Source organism: Lysinibacillus sp. 10T31, assembly GCF_056394365.1.
This window is the reverse complement of the sequence record NZ_JBFTHS010000016.1, coordinates 58408-78309: the sequence shown is the minus strand read 5'-3', so window position 1 is coordinate 78309 and position 19902 is coordinate 58408. Positions and strand designations below refer to the sequence as shown.

Sequence of the window (19902 nt, the reverse complement as noted above, 5' to 3'; positions counted from 1 at the left end):
GCCTGTTGTTTCTTTTATATAAGCAATATCGCCTCTGTATAGGTTTTAAAATCACTTAAATGATTCTCGATAATTGCTTGGAGTATATTTAATTCAATAGCTTGATAATCGTGCACAGCAATATTTCGGAACCCTACCATATTTATTAATGTTTTTGCTAATGCATAGTCAATAATGTCGTTTTCCTCAAGAAACTTAAATGCTTCTCTACTCGTTTTAGGTAAACCAAGCTTTAAATCACTAACAATATGCATGGCCAAATCAATACTAGCTTCACACGCACGTTGAATATTCAAAACGATACTATCCTGCTTCGTAATGTCTTGCAAATTCTCAGGATTACCATCATACACCTCTTTTACACGGTTCACACAGCGTTCAATGGTTGCAACCTTATTTAGAACAACATCATTATTCACCATAGACACTCCCCCTCTCTTCAATTGCCTTTAGAATTCCCGCACGTTGCTCATTTAACGTCACATACATTGATAGAGCCCTCATTCGTTCTTTAACAAAGGCGTTTTCATCTTGGCAATCAATAACCATACCACTTGAAAAAATTTGCGCTGCAAACACTGTATCAACCGTCCTCATATCGATTAAATCAACATCAATATTACAAGCCTGTGCAATTTCTCCGGCTAATAGAAAACGTTCATAACCTGAGAGCGGTTTATTTGCAAAATACGCAATATCTAAATCACTATCTTCACGTGCCGAACCCCGCGCATAAGAACCAAAAACAATAACGAAGGCTGGATTAACAGCTGATGCTAACTTTTCAACAACTACCTTCTGCCAGTTTTGTTGCAAATCAAACACCCCCGCTCCTTATTAGATTCATTATAACAAACTCTCCCCTTCGTATAAGGTTTCTAACCATCTGTACCGGGAGTCTATTCAATATTTGGTAGGTTCTATCCCTCTCTCTAAAAAAGCGACCTACCTTCCATTCATATTTTCATAAGTACATAAGACACAAAGTATTTAAAAATTACACAATCAATCTACCTATTCACCTAAAATATACATGAAAAAATCCTGAGATATGATAAAATTGGTTTACCAACATATATTAGGAAATCCCTGTCTAGACACGACTCTTTTCGGCAGGTAAATAATAAACCATTTCACAAGACAATCAAAGGTTTCACTTAGAGTAAAAGACCTATAATTTACCCATCACACTTATCCAAAACCATATAGGAGGTTTCCCTTATTATGAAAAACAAAAGAAAATTAGCCTTACTGGCCCTAGTTGCTATCCCTTCACTGATCTATACTGCACCTACTACGTCAGCATCAGCTGCTGATTTTACTGGACATTCAAAAACTGCTTACATATACGATTATACTTATTACTATAACGCCAACGTTTCGAATGTCGTTCGACTTATTTCAAATATTAATGATACAACAGCTTCATTCCAAACAAATTTAGAAGCAGCCATCAAAGCCTACAATGAGTTAACCGAAACGGAAAAACAATACGTTACGAATTATTCAACGTTATCAAATCATCAACAGACAAGAGTTGCTTATCGTAAGCTTGCTGCACAAATTGATGAAAAATTAGCTTCAGTAGATTCAACTTCCGTCAATTACTACCAAAATGTTATGGAAACGAAAGATTGGTATAATACATTAAATGCAGCCCAAAAGTCCTTTGTAAGTCCGGAATCACAAAAAATACTGACATCCTACATCACGCCTAATACATCTATCGATAAAGTGGTCAATAAAATCCAATTATTAAACTCTTCTCGCATTACCTTCCATCAAGATGTAGCTGATGCTAGAGCTGAGCTTAATGCACTACGTAGATTTACATACGTCTATTTACCTGTTGGTATCGAACAGAAGTTATTAGATGCTGAACAGCTTGTTGTGAAGGATAAGGCGGCAGCTAAGGAAGTCGAAAACGCTATTGCAGCTTTATCGCCTAAAACGTCTACTGCTCAAGATGTACAGGCAGCGAAAACAGCCTTTGAAGCTTTAACACCTGTGCAACAGCAGCTTGTACCTAATGTCTGGACTTTAGTAGACTTTGTAAATGGAAAATATGATTTACCGAATAAAGGTAAGGGGTCAAAAAAGCCAATTTTATCGGATACAGTAGCCGTACCAGGTAAAACTACAGCTATGACTAAAAACAAAAATACTTATACAGCAAAAATAAACGTTGCCGACACGGAAAATAGTGCTGATCGCTTTGTTTTAACAACAAAATCCAATATGACTGTTATTATTCCACCACTAGGAACTCTTCTTAATGAGGATACTGGTGTTATGGAAATTAGCATTACAAAAATATCGAATCGTATCACATTCCAGGCAACATTAAATAACAAACCGGTTGAATTTGAGGCGAATATGGAGATCATTATCAATAATCTGTCACCGAATGCCTCCATCGTTCGTACCAATACCTTTGGCAAACCAGTACCAGCTGATTACACAGTAGAAGGAAATCGTCATTTCATTCAAACAGCTTCCTCTGCTTCATTCCTAATCCAAGAGTGATCTCCAAGTAAAGAAAAATATCATGTCCCTCTGCCAATACTTTATTAGTAGCAGAGGGTTTTATGTTTTTTTGCTCCTCTATCGCTTTTTCGAAGCAGATCCCCTCTTATGTTAAAAATTCTATAGGCACCTGTAACGAAAACCCACTTTCATTAATACATCATATTAAGGACCTTTTCATAGCATTACACCAAAAACTTTGCCCGCTTATGCTAAACAACTCCCCTTTTTTTCAACATTTCTTTGTCATACAAAATGCACCGTTATTCCCTTCATTAGTACACTCTTTTATCGCGTTATTTCATAAAATTTTCAGAAAACCATTGACAATTGTCATAAAACAGGCGTAATCTTTAATAAAGTTTCCTTAGAGAAACAATATGAAGTCCGGGAAATATTATTATAGAAAGGAATAAAAAATTCGTATGGAAAAAATATTAAAACCACTTTCTGAATGCTCATTTGGAGATTGCTTTTTGATTAAAAAAATAAACATTAAAGGTCCTTTAAGAAGAAGATTATTGGATTTAGGCTTTGTAAAAGAAGCAGAAATCTCTGTTCTTCGTAAAAGCCCTTTAGGAGATCCTGTTGCTTATCGCGTAAGCAATACGACGATTGCATTACGTAATGATGAAAGCTCTATGATTTTAGGCGAAATAGTTAGGGGGAATACAAAGTGAGAGTAAAAAGAATAGCTTTAGCAGGTAACCCAAATACCGGTAAAAGCACATTATTTAATACATTAACAGGATTGAAGCAGCATACCGGGAACTGGCCAGGGAAAACGGTTGTTCATGCAGAAGGATCTTTTGAACACAAAGGAGAGCAATATGTACTCGTGGATTTACCCGGGACCTATTCTCTATTTTCCAATTCAGCAGATGAAGAAGTTGCAAGAGACCATATTGTTTTTCACCAACCGGATGCAACGATTGTTGTGCTTGATGCAACATCATTAGAGAGAAATTTAAATCTTGCACTCCAAGTTTTAGAAATGACTAATAATGTCATCATTTGTATCAATTTAATTGATGAAGCTGAGAAAAAAGGTATCCGAATTGATGAAAAGAGATTGGCTCGTGAGCTAGGAGTCCCAGTAGTAAAAATATCGGCAAGAAATAAAAAAGGTATTAATCGATTGCTCGATACATTAAGTCAACTGGTGACGGGACAAATCGTTACAACTCCGTATCGCATGAAATATTCGAAAGAAATAGAGGAAGCCATTACAAAGATAGAATCGAAACTAGAAGGTTATTTTGATGAAAAATATCCTTCAAGATGGGTTGCCCTTCGCTTACTTGATGGTGATGAGGAATTGATCTTAAAACTGCAAAACCATAAGAATAATAAACAGCACGAGGTGAGAACGAATGGGGTCCCAGTCAGTGTTAAATCATAATTCACTTAAGGGTATTTTAGCTGAAGTGAACGAAGTTTCGAATGAAGATATTCGAGATGAAATCGTTAGTGATATTTATACTAAAAGCAAATCTTTATGTAAAAAAGTAGTATCGCAGAACTCTGCCATGTACAGATCCGATAAATTAGATGAAATTTTCACATCCCGCATTTGGGGATTCCCTATTATGCTTATCTTGCTTGGGACTGTCTTTTACATTACTATTGCTGGCGCAAACGTACCATCTGATATGTTAGCAAACTTATTTGGCTATCTAGAGGGTAAGCTAACAATTCTTTTTGAAGCAATGCACGCACCCGAATGGCTACACGGTATTTTAATTCTTGGGCTATTTAGAGGTACCGGTTGGGTTATTAGTGTCATGCTACCACCAATGGCAATATTCTTCCCTATGTTCGCTCTATTAGAAAACTACGGTTATCTACCACGAGTAGCATTTAATATGGACCGTTTATTCAAACGAGCAGGTGGACACGGGAAGCAGTCATTAACAATGGCAATGGGCTTTGGCTGTAATGCTGCTGCTATTCTGTCAACGAGAATTATAGAATCCCCTCGTGAACGAATGTTAGCCATTTTAACAAATAATTTTGTTCCTTGTAACGGGCGATGGCCAACACTTATTTTATTAGCATCATTATTTATGGTAACTGGTTTTTCAGGTGCAACAAGTACACTTGTAACATCGGCCATTTTAATAGGATTTGTTATGTTTGGCGTCGTTGTGACATTATCCGTTTCCTGGGTTCTTTCTAAAACAGCTTTAAAGGGTGTACCCACACATTATACATTAGAGCTTCCACCATTCCGAAAACCAAAGTTCTGGAATACAATTTTAAGAGCAAGTATTGATAAAGCATGGAATGTATTAAAAAGAGCGGTTATCGTTGCAGCGCCTGCCTCTATTTTAACTTGGGTATTCGCCAATATTTACGTTGGTGATACGAGCATTCTAATGCATTTTGTTAACTTTTTAGAGCCATTTGGTCACGCTCTCGGTATGGATGGCTTTATTATGGCTGCATTTATTCTTGGGCTACCAGCTAATGAAATTGTTATCCCTATCCTGATTATGGCGTATTTATCGCAAGGAGCTATGCTAGAAATTGAGGATTTATCGAAGCTAAAACAAGTGTTTATCGACCAAGGCTGGACTTGGTTAACAGCTTTAAATATGATGTTATTCTCACTGCTACACTACCCTTGTGGAACGACTTTAGTCAATATTTATAAAGAAACAAAAAGTCCAAAGTGGACATTTATGTCATTTTTAATTCCAACTGTTATTGCCATTGGTGTGACATGGCTAACGGCAACAATTGCTCGAGCGTTTGGTTGGGTGTGATGATGGGAGGGGCTTTTAAAAGCCCCTCTTTTTAGCGCTTCAGCAAATAGACTGCAATGAAGTGCGGAGTGATGTAAAGGAAACTATTTTAATCTTGCTCAACTAGATAAAATAAGAAGAAACTCTTCAACTAAAAATGTTGAAGAGTTTCTTCTTTATTATTCTTTATTTTGTTATCTTATCCTGAACTTTATACATATTACCGTATTTGTCTACTATTACAATTACTATATAATCTCCTTCAATAAACGATGCTGTTGGATGTGTAATAAGTTGTTCAGTACGTCCTTGTGAAAGCTTAGTTTTACCGTTACCTTCAATTAAACTCTGAACAGCTCCTGGTGTTTTAGGTACGACTACCTCTAACATTGACACAGCATCTATCTTATCCTGAGAGAGTGTTTTACTGTACATTTTATAATAGTAGGAAGCAGCTTCTCCCTCTTGAACAGAAGGATCTTCAAATACAAAGTCAAATGTTGCTACAATATTTTTACCTCTATCCGTTGAAATAGGTGGTTGTAATTTCGCACTTTCAATATTTGTTTCAAGCGTTCTATAGATGTGTGAAGCTGTTGGCTTACCGTCACTGAATAAATGACCCTTATTAATAGCACTGCCAATATCTGTAATAGTAGGATCTACAGTTAAAGCAAAGCTTTGTTCAACTGGTTTAGTAAATGTTAGTATCAGTTTTCTTGGCTCCCATGTATTTTTAGTATCTGAGCCTTCTTCCCATGCCCAAGTGTGCGATGGCAATGTTGCAGTGGTACCATCTAAATTTGTAAGTTTAAAGAATGGCACATTGTTACCGATAATTCCGCCTTGATTATTAGGGTCACCAACTGCTTCAGAAAATGTAACTTCAAATGTTTTTCCATCAATTCGTTTAAAAATAGGGTCTTCAACACGTGGCTTCGTACCGTCAGAGAAAAAGTCCTGACCAATATTACCGTTACTGCCTGTAATATTGCCATCACCATCGTAAGTTAGCTCTTTCAGAAGTGTTTTATTACCAAAATTATCGGAAACACCAACATAAATTGCATAATCTTTATGTCTCTGTAGGTCCTTAAAATTAAAAGTATTTTCCCCTACACGCATAGTTGTCCCTTTGGTTGCAAAAATTTCTTCTTTAGTTGGCACAGGATTTAATACTGTTGGATCAGTATCGCTATATTTTTTTCTTATTATATAATGATAAGCTCCAGCCTCATTTGAAGAAAATTTAAAGGAGCCACTTGTGTCCCCTTCATTCATTTTTAATGCTGTATCACTGATAAATGGAGCTGTTTTATCACCGATTAACTCTAACGATTTTACTAGAGAGATATTTCCTGATCGATCTCGTAGTACCATATAAATACTATAGCTCTCAAATGGACTTAAAGAAGCGGTTGGAGGGAACGGGACAGTAATTGGCTGGTCACCTAAACTAGCCGGATTATCTCCTTTAGATCCCTTTATATCAATCTTTTCTCCATCAACCTCAAAAAAAGATGCTTCATCTTGAATAGCATTAATTAATAGTCTGCCATCAATTTTTTCCGTATCAATACCAGATTTCATAATAACATAGTGATATGTTCCGGCTCTCGATGCATTAAAATTAACTACTGCGCGATCTTTTTCAGAGTTTAATATTGGTTTACCTATAAAATTAAGTACAGGTACACCAGTATTTCGATAAATATATTCAGCGCTATTTCGAGGTTTTTCTATATTAGGTAGTAAATTTGTATTATTTTCAAATTCGTTACCTGCTAAATCTTTTACACCTGGTAGTACCGTTACAATTAAGTTATCTCCATTTACGAATCCTGTATTAGAAGGAATTTTTAAAGTTACTCTTGAACCAGTACTAGTTTTTTCGTATTTGGCAGTTTCTGGTTTCACAAATTTAGGCTGGCCTTCAATACTAATAATTACGGTACCACTTAGGTTATAGTTGTTTACATTTTCAGCTGTTGCTTTATCTAATTCTTCGTTAAAGTCTATATAGAATTCGTTCGAATGTTCACTAATACGTTTTAATTCTTTACTAATTAAATATGGCGGCTCCTTATCTAATTTTAGCGTCGAAAACGTCGTCCATACAGCAGGATCTTTTGAATAATTACCTGAATCATCCTTCATCACTACATACAATTCATATTCTTTTTCCGGCTCAAATTCAAAATCAGTTTTCTCTATTATGTGTGTAATAATTTCAGATTCTGACTTTACCTTTCCCTTACCTGTCGGATTAGCTACAATTTCAGCTGTTGTCGGAGCTGGGGCTTTAGACTGTTTACGAACATAGTAATAATAATCCCCAGGCTCACTTGCTTTAAAGGAGAATTTTGCTCGTTGCCCCCCTGGAAGTCCTTCTGCATTTTTAATTGTAACTGTCGGCGGTGTTGCATCCTTCATTGTGAATTTGTCTGATTTAATATCCGAAACATTCTTCGCTCCATCAACGACCATCACATAAACAACATATTTCTTTTTCTCACCTAAATTAGTGATTTTAATAGTGTTTTTGCCATTCACTGCAGCGCCTGTTCCATTTGCCGCATTGTCAGTAGAAATGCGATTTACCATTTCTTTTTTCGTTGGTGCATCAGCGCCTTCTTCACGAACGATATAATAGTAAGTTCCAACTTTATCTGAAGTGAAGTCTACCTGAATATCACTACCATTTAAAACTGTTACATTCGTAATGTCGATTGACGGTTTTGTTTTATCAGCTGGGTTTTGTTTATCAATATCGTCTTTATCGACTGGTTTACCGTCTTCATCTACAATATTGCCGACATTATCTTTATCCTCTAAGAAGTCGTCGAAGATATTATTCGGTCCCTCGCCCTTCGGTATAATCACTTTGTCAATATACGTGTAATCTCCAATATCAACCCAACCGTATACATTATCAACATACAGAACACCTACACGACCATCTAGATATAGCTCTAAATCTGTATAGCTATTGTAGTTAATCCAATCGATATTGCCATCTCCGTAAATTGTCAGCTTCGTTTCTGTATCAAGGTTTAGTGTGCCGATATTTCCTTGAATCTCAAATTCACGAACATTCCCGATGATGTCTACACGTGGTAGCTTCATATTTGCTTCGATTTTTGTACCGCTTTGAGAGACTACTAGTCGTGATACAGTGCTGTTATAAAATTCAATATGTTTTTCAACATTTTTCATCGTCACTTTATCTTTAGACCAGTTCTCAAATGGCTTGTTTTTATCAGGATTCTTGTTAGAATTCTGATCTGACCAATCTTGAAGATCTTTTGCTGGACCATTATTGGATGAGGACGAGCCTTCATCATTTGGATTATCTGGATTAGACCAGTTGATAAATGCAGTATTGGTGCTTGCTATACGGCCAAGCGATAATGGCTTATAGTAGGAAACGCCTAATTGTAAAGGTGGACGTACCGTTTCGTTGACAAGCATAGTGCCAGTCAGGGTAACATTCGAAAATTCAATATAGTTCCCATTGACAACGATTGTCGCACCAAAGGACCCATGATTACCATCAAACTCTAGAAATCTTGAGTTTGTCCCACTTGCATTCAATGTTAGCTTCGAAACAGAGCGAATGGTTTTGCCTGAAAGGTCCCCTTCAATAAGCGCACCTTTTAATACCGGTGCATTATCTTCGTTAAAAATATGCGAGAGACTTTTCGGTACCGAGTAAGGCTCGGCATTTATGTAAACATGATTGTCTTCAACACCTGTAATTTTGTAAGATGTGGCATTGCCCTTTTGCTCTTGTGAACGCACAATAAAGGATGCAAATTGTCCACGTGTTACTGCATTAAATGGTGAGAAAGTGACAGGCGTTGTCCCTTCCGTAATCTTTAAATCTACTAAAGTTTGGATATAGATAGCATTGCTTGTTTGGCTAGTTACATCTTTAAAACTATTGTTGTAATTAGATGCTACCTCAAATTTAAAACCAAGCACTAAAATTTTCGCTAATTGCCCGCGTGTAACTACTTCATTAGGCATAAATGTTCCGTTTGAATACCCAGACATGATTCCTGCATTTTGTAATGCAGCTATATACTTGTAGTATTCACTACTTTTTGGGACATCTTTAAAATATGGGTCTTGGGCATTTTTTAAATCCAAGTTTAAAACAGTTGCCAGCATTTTTGCTGCCTGACCACGTGTTACACTTTGATTTGGTCGAAAAGTATTATCTGCATACCCACTAATTGCACCTTTATTGTATAATTTCAAAATATCGTCATAATGACTTGAATATGGGTCAACATCCGTAAATGGTGAAGAAGCTGCAGCTGCCTTTTGTGGTGGTGGCACTACAACAGCAATCCCGCTAGTAGCAAAAACAGTTGCTATAAGTGCTTTATTCACTTTTTGGACTTTTGTTTTATCCATCCCACTCTTCCTTTCAACTATGTATTTGATACGTTCAAAATATCATTTTCATCATACCCTTTATATCGACAGGTAGATAGTGAACCTTCATAGATAATTCTAAAATACTGGAAGAAAATCGTTAACAAAAATCAGCAATAACATAAAAGATTCACTTGGCATAACGTGAGGTTGATTTCCGTTCCGACTGGGCGACTCCTTTGGGAGATTAGCGTCACAAATGAGACCTTGGATCGAGCAGCGGATGTTTTCTGTGCGAAAGCGTAGCGACAGCAACAACTGTTTTATCTGTGCGAAAGCGAAGCGACAGCAATAACGAAGCGACTCGTTCGGAACGTTATTGTGATGAATTCATTTTTATATGTATACTTTAAAGATTTATCGGAACAAAATTTCATTTTATCGGAACAATTTTAACTTTTATCGGAATATTTTCTCGTTTTATCGGAACAATTTCAGTTTTTATCCACACCGTTCTACTTTTATCCCCATATAAAAAAGCCAAGTAGCATCGGTGCTCACTTGGCTTTTAACAATATATAGGCATACATCTAGACGTACTTGTGATGTCATAAGGGAAAGGGGGATAACCTTACATCTTGTCAAGTCGATCGAGAGATGTGTCCCGAGTTTACGTATCATTTGAACATAATTCACAAGTCATATGGGGAATGACTTAAAAATAGCTTGCCCAAATGATCGTTCCATTAATCATGTACCCTAAAAATTAGAAATGTATGCTCATTTTAAAACATTTTTTTATTTATTTTCTTGCTCTGCTACCATGACTCGATTCCGTCCAGCTTGTTTTGCAAGATACAGCGCACCATCCGCGGCCTCGATTAATTTTTCTGTCGTGTCAGCCATTTGTGGATACACTGCAACACCTGCTGATAATGTAACTGGGCGACCACAAGGACTTGTAGTATGTGCCAACATATCGCGGAGTTGTTCAGCCACCTGTGCCGCTTCCTCAGCAGTAGTAGTTGGCAATAATATCACAAATTCCTCACCACCGTAGCGACAGCAAACATCTCCCTCACGAGCGACTGCTTTCATATTTTGAGCTAAAAATTGTAAAACCTTATCACCTACAGCATGACCATACGTATCATTAACACTTTTAAAATGATCTAAATCCAACAAAATGAGGGCATGTGGCAAATCGTTATCAAGCCACTCCGCTAGCATCGCATCCATTGTGCGACGATTCGTTACACCTGTTAACGGATCTGTTGTAGATTGATCTTTAAAATAGGACACTTGTCCCTGTAAAAATGTTAAACTCCGAATGAGTGCACTTTTTAAAAAGTACGCTTCAAAGTACCAACTACGTACAGATTTCAAGCCTTCTACATTTTTCGATTCCATGCTCTCCTCTGTTAAAGTAGCTAATTGCTGTAAGGGATTAGCTATACGTGCTGCCATCCAAAGAACAATAAAAATCGAGATTAGCATAAGCGGAATGGATTTTATAGCTACTTCCTGTACTCTATCAAATGAAGGTTCCAATGCTACATTTAACGGTCTTTGAGCAACTACTCCCCAGCCTGCTAAAGGTACGGTGCTATAACCAGCAAGCATTTCTACTCCTCTAGTATTCATTACTTGCTGAGCCCCACTTTTTCCAGAAACCACTTCTTGAACAACTTTATTTTCAATAGCGATATCATTGACGCGACTTGGGTTCTGATGATAGATAACGCGCCCATCCGAATCAACTACGTACACATATGAACCATCATGATAATAATGCTCTCCGAGTAATTCATTAAAAACATTGTGTTCCTTTAAATAAATTGTCCCAGCTACCATTCCTAAATATTCATTTGTCTCTGAAAATATAGGATACGATATAAAAATAAGGAGGCGCCCTGTCATTCCCTTATAAGGCTGTGAGACAAGAGGTTTCTTTTTAGATAAAGCCTCTTTCGCCCCAACTGATGTTAATACTGCACCTAGTACCTCCTCGGATGGTGGTGAAATAGATAATACAAGACCTTTTGCATTTGTGATAAGAACAGAGTTAAACATATTATTTTGCTTTTTCAAACGCTCAGTTTCCTGAATCAATGCATCGCTATCATGCATTTTCGTATTTATCGTGCTGGCGCTATACCCTAAAATCTGAAATGATTCTTCAAGATAAGAACTTGCGGTTGTTGCTAATTTTTGTGCATATACTCGATTCGTTTCAAGTGTATTTTCTTTAATCGAAGCAACATTCATACGGTAGCCACTCCAAATGCTACCAATGCCTGTTAAGAAAAAAGCAGCCATGGCAACACCCATGATTAAATACTTTAACTTTATCTGTTTTGATTTCATTTTCTATCATTTACCCCTAGTTTATAATTTCCTCTATTATTCTATTAAAGCACAAAAAAATTCCTTATTAAGAAAATATCTTATATTGAGAGAAAAGTATTTGTAAAAATAGTACTTTTCAATTCCCTCTTATAACAAAAGCAAAATATTAGACTCACCACTAAAGCGTAGGGTTGATTTCCGTTCCGACTGGGTGCTTTGTCGTTGTTGACGCTTCGCTTTCGCACAGATAAAACATTTGTTGCTGTCGCTTCGCTTTCTCACAGATAAAACATTTGTTGCTGACGCTTCGCTTTCGCACAGATAAAACATTTTGTTGCTGACGCTTCGCTTTCGCACAGATAAAACATTTTGTTGCTGTCGCTTCGCTTTCGCACAGATAAAACAATTGTTGCTGTCGCTTCGCTTTCGCACAGATAAAACAATTGTTGCTGTCGCTACGCTTTCGCACAGATAAAACATTTGTTGCTGATTCCCAAGGAGTCGCCCAGTCTCCACTCCAATCAACTTTTATAAATGGCACACATTTTAACAGAGATCATACCTTCATTAAGCCATATAGTAGGGAATGTTCCAAAATTTTAGCGTCGTTAATAGAACAAAAATATAGTAACTTTATATCTATAGAACTTTTATTATTTTGATAGATTTTTATTATAAATTTATTATTAGAAGAGGGTTTAAAGATGTTGTTACGTAAAGTAGCTCCAATAATGGTTGGTTTTAGTATGGCTCTATGGACGAATACTGCTTTCAATTCAAATAAGTCAGCTCGTACAAATGTAACAAATACACAAAAAACTTTGTCACTATCCAGCTTTCCAAGTGAATATAAACTGAAATGGCATCGAGTCGAGATGGACTACTCCCAATTTTCCCTCGTAGGAAAGCATAATTCCAATGAGGTTGGAGGATATGAAACACGCATTGGGAATAGCGTATTCGGTATTCATATCGGTGCTAATCGAATAGATGTAAAAAGAAAATACGGTCTTCCACTTAGAGCCGTTCACTATCAAAACACAAGCTATCTGCTTGATTACAATGATTGTGAAGGCAATACTACACATGGGACCTATTTGATCGATGATTACTATGTTACTTTTTTCTATGATTTACACAAAAACAATATTGTTCGTTCTATTATTTGGATTAATGCCAAAACAGAATTAAGTAAACATAGTTATTATAGTAAGCCTTCCAATGAACTACGAACAGGACTTGAAGATTTAATGGTTGATCTTATTAACCATGAGCGAGTTATAGAAGGCTTGCAACCACTCATTTATGATAAGGGGTGTAACCCTATTGCTCGGCAGCATAGTAGCAATATGATCACATACCAATTTTTTAGTCATCAAGATCATAAAGGTAATCATTCCAATGACCGCCTCACTGCTGGTGGAGTTAATCACTATTGGTATGGAGAAAATATAGCACAAGGCCAGCCCAATAGTATATTTGCCCATGAAGCACTGATGAATTCAAAAGGACATCGTAGAAATATTTTAAGAAAAGAATTTACACATATTTTTGTTGGTGTCTGTTTTAAAGACAACGGTGCACCCTATTATACAATTAACTTTTATTCTAAGTAAGTTTGAATGGCTGAAATTTATTTGATGATAACCAATATACACAAAAATCTCTATGCAGAAATCTATTGCATAGAGATTTTTTTAGCCTTATCGCAATCTGAAATTTGAGAATGATACTTATTAAAACGTATACCCTTTTTATAAGTTGATCCAATCGGAACGAAATCACACCCACGTTATGAAGATAAACCTACATTCGGAATTTTTTTACTTTTATCGTTATTCTGACATATAATTTTTTGACTAATTATTTTATAATAAAATTTAACATAGTCAAGCCATCATTTCTTTTGTTATAATACTGATAATTTATAATCACTCTGTATTAATACAGCGATGGTGCATGCTTTTCACAAAATGGGGATTATGAGAAAAGCGCTACAATGCATTCTTGAATACAATGTAGCCTACACAAAAAGGGGTTGGGAGATTTGGGTATTTTAAAGGGGTTAAAAATTCTCGATTTTTCTGCATTACTACCGGGACCAATGGCGACAATGATATTTGCTGATCTAGGTGCTGAGGTTATTCATGTTGAATCATCAAAGCGCGTAGACTTAACACGTATTATGCCTCCTTACGATGATGATCACGAGGCGTATATTCATCAACATTTGAATCGTTCTAAAAAGTCATTAACATTAAATTTAAAATCGCCTGAAGCTATAGAAATTGTTAAGTCACTTGTGAAAGAGTATGACATAATTATCGAAGGATTTCGACCTGGTGTCATGCAGCGACTCGGCATCGGCTATGAAGCACTAAAAGAAGTAAATCCTAAGGTTATTTATTGTGCTATTACAGGCTATGGACAAACTGGACCATATAGCAATCGACCAGGACATGACAATAACTATTTATCATTAGCTGGCATGCTTGATTATTCACGTCATAAAGATAAAAAACCTGTCTCAATGGGTGTTCAACTTGCTGATATTGCTGGGGGCACGATGCATTCAGCAATTGGAGTACTTGCTGCTGCTTTACACCGTGAAAAAACAGGAGAAGGACAATACGTTGATATAAGTATGACCGATGCTGTATTTTCACTCAATGCTATGTATGGATCTGCCTATATTGGCGGTGGTCGTGTACCACAGCCCGAACAGGAAATTTTAAATGGTGGTAGCTACTATGACTTTTACAAAACAAAGGACGGCCGATTTTTCTCGGTAGGAAGTCTTGAGCCTCAATTCCGCAGATTACTCTGTGAAGCGCTTGATATTCCTGAGCTCATTGATAATACGTTTAATGATTCATACTATACACAAATCCGTTTTAAAGAAGCTGTCCATGATGCGTTCTTATCGAAGACTTATGAAGAATGGCTTGAAGTATTTAACGAGGATTTCGAGGGATGTGTCGAACCAGTATTAACCTTTCCAGAAGCATGTGAGCATCCTCAACTCAAGGCTCGTGACATGATTGTTGATATTCCTAAAAGTGACGGTACTACGCAAAAACAAATTGCATCGGCTTTTAAGTTTAACGGCGTTAAACCGCAGTACAAGCATGTTGGCGCTAAGCTTGGAGAGCATAATGAAGAAGTGTTGTCTTCACTTGGCTTTAGTGTCGAGCAAATTGCTGACTTAAAGGACAAAGGGGTTTTAGAATAATAGCATAGGTTAAAACGAAATAAAAAAGGTGTCTAATGCTGCAATTAAAACACATTAGACACTTTTTTGTTTTCTAATCAATTATGCCTCGGCATAATTGTAGCTGTCGCTACGTGTTGCTGAAATAAGTTAAACATATGCACTTATAAAGACTCGTAGCTTTTCGAAATGATCATCAATGAGTAAATATTTTTTATAAATTTCCATTAATTTTTCAAACAGCTCATATTGTTCCGTCACAAATAAAACTTTTAAAATATTAAGTATATGCAAGGATGCACTCTGTGCTACCAAATAGCAAGGCGTTTCTAACTGACGATAATGTCGGCGCCATTCTTCCACAGACAAGCCGATATGCTGTAATGAATTATTCACATGGAGAGCAATATCCTGCTGAACTGATGCCTCAATCGCAATAAATTGCTCATTACTATAGTTACTCTGTACTAAAGAGGCATGTATTTTTTTATTGGATGCTAGTACATGTTCTTTTAAAAGCAGGAGCCCCTCTTGATAACGCCCCATTTTCACATAATGATCCAGCAATACTGCATACAAGTTTTCTAAAAAATTAAGTTCATAATTTTTAATAATGGCAGGAGGTGTTGGCTTACGATTCGGCAATAAGTCCTTATATTCCAACAGAATCTCTATCGCGTAATTATTAAGTCTTTCATCTTCTAATAAATACTCACCGTAGTGAATAACAGTTTCGTGACTCTGCTCCTGATTCGCTATATGAAACAGAAGATAGGCAATCAAAACTTTTTCTTTCTCTGTCAATGCATACATTGAATAACGCCAATCCGCTTCAAAGGAAGTAATTAGCGCTTTAACGCATCGATAATCCCCTTCCGATAAACGATAGTGCGTTACAATTTGGTAAAGATGTAACTGTTTTTTAGCCAAGCAAGTAGAATTACGATTATCCACATAAGTTATACACTTATCCATAGTACCTCTATAATTATCCACAAAGTTATCCACATGTACACAATTTTTTCTTGCAGATTGCTCAATATGCCCCATCATTTCATGGATAAATGTGAATTGTTCTAATGGTTTGTGGATAAACAGTGAATAAACCTTTTTTATGAAAAGCCAATGCCAAAATTGGGCTTCTTCTTTATAAATCATATGCACAAAATATTCATTTTCAAATTTATATAAAAATATAGTTTGTAGTTCATTAACTGGCATTGTAATTTGCATTCGCTTCCCGAAAATTAGCCAGATTAATCGTTCTAAGTCCATTGTATGCTGTGCAAAAAGCTGCTCAAAAAATGTCTCCTTGCCCTTTTGCGTATAAAAAAAAGCATTGAGACGTTCATTAACAAATTTAGTATCCAAACCATGCTTATTAAAGAAAGTTTGCATATCTGTCGTTACACGACCCCAATATTTTCGTGCAGTTGAAAACGCAATATTCATCGCTGTTTCCTCATTCACTAAAAATAAACTCGGTGAAAGTGCAGTACCTAGAATTTTTGGGTCTGCTAGTGAATCAATCTCTGCTTCTAACCATTTTGAAAGTAATTTTTCAGCACCCTTTTCACCACTTTGTTTATATGTCATGAATAACTGCTCATCACAATCCAACAGCATGCAACTGGAGCCCCCCATCAAATTCAACCAACAAAGATCTTCCCCTATCTTGTAAAATACTTGATTAAACCTTTTAACACTCTTTCTTCAATATAACAAATCTTATCCAACATATGCTAAAGAAATCGTGATCTGCATAAAAGAAATTACAACAAAAGTATTCGTGAAAAATCGACAACTTCAGCTACAACGCATAAAAAAGCCATCTATAAAGATCAAATACCTCATAGATGGGTTAAAAGATAAAATTTGCTGTGTGAGCTCATTTAAAGCCGCAACACTCACAAAGATTTCCTGGATCAATTTTTCACTACATGGATTTCTAACACATTTTTCTGCCACTTGTTAGAATTTATTCCTCACCAAAACAAAGGATACTTCCGCGTTTCGCGTAGATTATTTATCATAAGACCAAAGAATACGATAATGAGAGCACCAATAAGAACGGGCATTACTAGATAGCTCCATCCATAGCCTAAGTGTATTCTAAGCTTGTTCCATTATAACACTACTAAAGAGAATTCAATTTCAAAATGTAAAATTTTAGACACAAAATCAAATATACCAACACAAAAAAGCAAACTATGAAATATTTTAGTTTGCTTTCTTTCTGAGCTTTTCAGTAGCCTTTAATCATATTGTTTTTTCACTGGCTTATAAATTTTCGCCTTTTTTAGTATTGTTTTAGGTACTTGGAATGTTGCTGTTACAACTCCTGGATGACGACCAATTTCAATCGATCCTGTAATCGTCGCTCGATTCATAACCTCTGGCTCGCTCATCTCAAAAAGCCTTGCAGCACGGCTTATTGCATTAGTTGTTGCTTCATTTAATGTTGTTCCAGAGCCAACAATTGATACAGGGAATACTTCCTCCACTTGTTTAACGCCGAATTCCTCAGCAAGCTCCCGTGCACGACGTTTTTCTTCCTTTGTAAATGGTTTAGCCGTATAAGGCAAATCCTCTGTATTTGGCAATAAAATAGGGCCATCCAAAGCTACTTTTTTCAACACACTTACCTGAAGTTGAACAATACCAGCAACATCCGTTGTATGTCCTGCAATTTCTCCGTCCCCTTGCATTGCGTGCATATCACCAATATACACACCGCCCCCCGGAACCTTTACTGGGCAAATTATTGTTGCACCCTCACGAACACGGCTTATATCCATATGTCCATCTGTACTATGTGTATCTAATTCAGTCTGTGTAAATGCATATTCATGTGGCGCACCGATTAAAAACGAACCAAAATCACCAGCATTATGCGAGTCTGGCATCGCCTTTGAAGGTGTCGTTCCAAGCTGCCCTAGAAATGGTCGCATTCTTGCCATAACACCAATCAAATCACTTGGTGCTAATGCAACCACAGGATTTTGCACAGATTTTTCAGGTGTACGCATATAATTTTTAGCATCAAGTGCAATACGGCGAGCCCCTTCTCGCCCAACAGTCACACCAATATTACCTTTATGATCTAACGCCATAGTATAGCCATTCGTCATGTTAAAAGGTGATGTTTCTGTATCACATGTCGAACAGCGAATGGCCTGTCGACCTATTCCTTTGACAACTGTATTAGGATGAAGCTTACCACAACCTGGACATTTTACGGATACGAATGGATCCCCAATGAATCGGTCCAAAATTGCCTCATCGTGTCCAGATGCTGTTGCTATTGATGTTACCTGTATTGATTTAATCTTGATAACAATGGCATCCCCTACCTCTGCCCCTTCTACAAATACGGGCTTTGTTACTTCATGCCCACCACGAATCGTTGGTGTTAGCATCGGTCCCCAACAGCCTGGCGTCGTATTAGCAATAATTGTTCCACCGTCTTTGACAGGTCCAAGCATTTTCTGCTGTGGATCTAAAACACCGTCTATGTACTCATTTACGAATAACGTTTCGACGGCTTGCGGCTGCTGTACAAGATCTTCACTTGGCATTCCTTCTGTTTCTAGCACTTGCAATTCGCTTGTCATTTCTTTCGTCACGCTCCTAGGTTTTATTTTATGTATACGGATTTTTTTTGATCAATTATGCCTCGGCATAATTGTAGCTGACGCTTTGCTTTCGCTACAGAAAACATTTGCCGCTGTCTCGCAGATAAATTGCCACAGGACGTGGCCGCTGAAAGAAGTTAATTTTAATTTCAACTCTTTATATAAATTTTTGTAGTGATTTGTCGATTGTAAAGCTTAATTTCGACATCAAGTTTGATAGTTCCTGCCATTTCGAGGAAAATGTCAGTAATCGTATGTATGAAATAATTAAAGTAGCGTTGCATCTTTTTCAATGCATTTTTTATATGGATAAATGCATGATTTTTGTCCAATAAAATGGCTATTGAACACATGGAAAATTATGACGTTTTATTTGTGTGTTTTCAACCATTTATACAAAAAAAAAGCACAGACTCGTACAAATGCATTGTAAAAGTCAGCACTTTTATTTTGTAATAAACATTCATCTCTTTGTAAGTATGGTCATTCTTAGTACTATAAAAATGAGTGTAATTGTTAGTAAAATGGCTAAAACAATATTGAATGTATTAGGTGGACCGAGAGCTATATAAAGTAATTTATCAAAAGTAGGTATCCCTAGCCATTTGAATATACCAGGAAGCACCAATATTCCACATAAGATTCCTAAAATCATCGGTGTCCAATACTTCCGAGCCAATACTTTCATCCCCTTCTGTTTATTTTGATATCACTGCGTTATATCCTCATTAGTTAGACGATATTTTTTAAAGTCACTTATGAATTTGATGTATTAATCGAATTTTCAGTTTTATTATATTGTATTTCTACATTAAGCTAGATGATACCTGCCATCTCGAAAAAAAGATTGCTAATAATCAAAACAGCGTGTATTTCTCAGAGTAATAAAAATCGCTCCAGTAATCAGTGGTCGAAAGCTGGAACTAATTAGTGATTTAATTGCTACATAATAATTTCTCCATATACTATTTAAAAATGACGTATATAAAGTATTATTTTTTTCCCTTTATAGGTAATTGATTGGTTAACTTCTTTATATTTTTAATTCAAG

General features: G+C 36.4%; 14 protein-coding genes and 1 pseudogene. 6 read left to right on the top strand and 9 right to left on the bottom strand.

Annotated elements, in window-relative coordinates; genetic code table 11:
- Positions 1 to 14: 14 nt before the first annotated feature.
- Positions 15 to 419, bottom strand: coding sequence for a type VII toxin-antitoxin system HepT family RNase toxin (hepT, locus tag AC1DCY_RS11415; protein ID WP_477350207.1), 405 nt, complete (start codon positions 417 to 419; stop codon positions 15 to 17).
- Positions 412 to 825, bottom strand: coding sequence for a type VII toxin-antitoxin system MntA family adenylyltransferase antitoxin (gene mntA / locus AC1DCY_RS11410; protein ID WP_419150305.1), 414 nt, complete (start codon positions 823 to 825; stop codon positions 412 to 414). The genes hepT and mntA overlap by 8 nt, the downstream gene beginning before the upstream one ends.
- A gap of 399 nt (positions 826 to 1224) precedes the next feature.
- Here mntA and AC1DCY_RS11405 point away from each other — a divergent pair, with 399 nt between their 5' ends.
- The 4 genes from AC1DCY_RS11405 (at position 1225) to AC1DCY_RS11390 (ending at position 5294) form a co-directional block, all read left to right on the top strand.
- Positions 1225 to 2526 carry a hypothetical protein gene (locus AC1DCY_RS11405; protein ID WP_477350182.1) on the top strand — a complete coding sequence of 434 codons (1302 nt, stop codon included), beginning with the start codon at positions 1225 to 1227 and terminating at the stop codon, positions 2524 to 2526.
- A 425-nt stretch (positions 2527 to 2951) separates the two neighbouring features.
- Positions 2952 to 3206: a FeoA family protein gene (locus AC1DCY_RS11400; RefSeq protein ID WP_477350181.1), complete on the top strand. Its 255-nt coding sequence runs from the start codon at positions 2952 to 2954 to the stop codon at positions 3204 to 3206.
- Positions 3203 to 3928 (top strand): FeoB small GTPase domain-containing protein, encoded by a 726-nt coding sequence (locus AC1DCY_RS11395; protein ID WP_477350179.1) that lies wholly within the window; start codon positions 3203 to 3205, stop codon positions 3926 to 3928. Before AC1DCY_RS11400 ends, AC1DCY_RS11395 begins: the two co-directional genes overlap by 4 nt.
- On the top strand, positions 3900 to 5294 hold the full coding sequence (locus AC1DCY_RS11390; protein ID WP_477350177.1) for a nucleoside recognition domain-containing protein: 1395 nt from the start codon (positions 3900 to 3902) through the stop codon (positions 5292 to 5294). The genes AC1DCY_RS11395 and AC1DCY_RS11390 overlap by 29 nt, the downstream gene beginning before the upstream one ends.
- Positions 5295 to 5459: 165 nt before the next feature.
- Here AC1DCY_RS11390 and AC1DCY_RS11385 read toward each other — a convergent pair whose 3' ends face one another.
- The 3 genes from AC1DCY_RS11385 to AC1DCY_RS11375 form a co-directional block, all read right to left on the bottom strand.
- Positions 5460 to 9695, bottom strand: a complete 4236-nt coding sequence (locus AC1DCY_RS11385; RefSeq protein ID WP_477350175.1) for an S-layer homology domain-containing protein — start codon at positions 9693 to 9695, stop codon at positions 5460 to 5462.
- A gap of 759 nt (positions 9696 to 10454) precedes the next feature.
- Positions 10455 to 12023 (bottom strand): sensor domain-containing diguanylate cyclase, encoded by a 1569-nt coding sequence (locus AC1DCY_RS11380; protein ID WP_477350173.1) that lies wholly within the window; start codon positions 12021 to 12023, stop codon positions 10455 to 10457.
- A 160-nt stretch (positions 12024 to 12183) separates the two neighbouring features.
- Complete coding sequence (locus AC1DCY_RS11375; RefSeq protein ID WP_477350171.1) at positions 12184 to 12546, bottom strand: hypothetical protein; 363 nt, start codon at positions 12544 to 12546, stop codon at positions 12184 to 12186.
- Positions 12547 to 12709: 163 nt separating this feature from the next.
- Here AC1DCY_RS11375 and AC1DCY_RS11370 point away from each other — a divergent pair, with 163 nt between their 5' ends.
- Both AC1DCY_RS11370 and AC1DCY_RS11365 read left to right on the top strand, forming a co-directional pair.
- The gene (locus AC1DCY_RS11370) at positions 12710 to 13621 is read left to right on the top strand and encodes a CAP domain-containing protein (protein WP_477350169.1); all 912 of its coding nucleotides are present in this window, start codon (positions 12710 to 12712) and stop codon (positions 13619 to 13621) included.
- A gap of 431 nt (positions 13622 to 14052) precedes the next feature.
- Complete coding sequence (locus AC1DCY_RS11365) at positions 14053 to 15237, top strand: CaiB/BaiF CoA transferase family protein (protein WP_477350167.1); 1185 nt, start codon at positions 14053 to 14055, stop codon at positions 15235 to 15237.
- A gap of 129 nt (positions 15238 to 15366) precedes the next feature.
- Here AC1DCY_RS11365 and AC1DCY_RS11360 read toward each other — a convergent pair whose 3' ends face one another.
- The 4 genes and pseudogenes from AC1DCY_RS11360 to AC1DCY_RS11345 all read right to left on the bottom strand — a co-directional run bounded on the left by AC1DCY_RS11360 (position 15367) and on the right by AC1DCY_RS11345 (position 19530).
- Positions 15367 to 16842 (bottom strand): hypothetical protein, encoded by a 1476-nt coding sequence (locus AC1DCY_RS11360; protein ID WP_477350165.1) that lies wholly within the window; start codon positions 16840 to 16842, stop codon positions 15367 to 15369.
- 359 nt (positions 16843 to 17201) lie between these two features.
- Positions 17202 to 17318: pseudogene (locus AC1DCY_RS11355) on the bottom strand (HPP family protein); the annotation flags it as partial.
- 153 nt (positions 17319 to 17471) lie between these two features.
- Complete coding sequence (locus tag AC1DCY_RS11350; RefSeq protein WP_477350163.1) at positions 17472 to 18830, bottom strand: acetamidase/formamidase family protein; 1359 nt, start codon at positions 18828 to 18830, stop codon at positions 17472 to 17474.
- 484 nt (positions 18831 to 19314) lie between these two features.
- Positions 19315 to 19530: a hypothetical protein gene (locus tag AC1DCY_RS11345; RefSeq protein WP_477350161.1), complete on the bottom strand. Its 216-nt coding sequence runs from the start codon at positions 19528 to 19530 to the stop codon at positions 19315 to 19317.
- Positions 19531 to 19902: the final 372 nt, after the last annotated feature.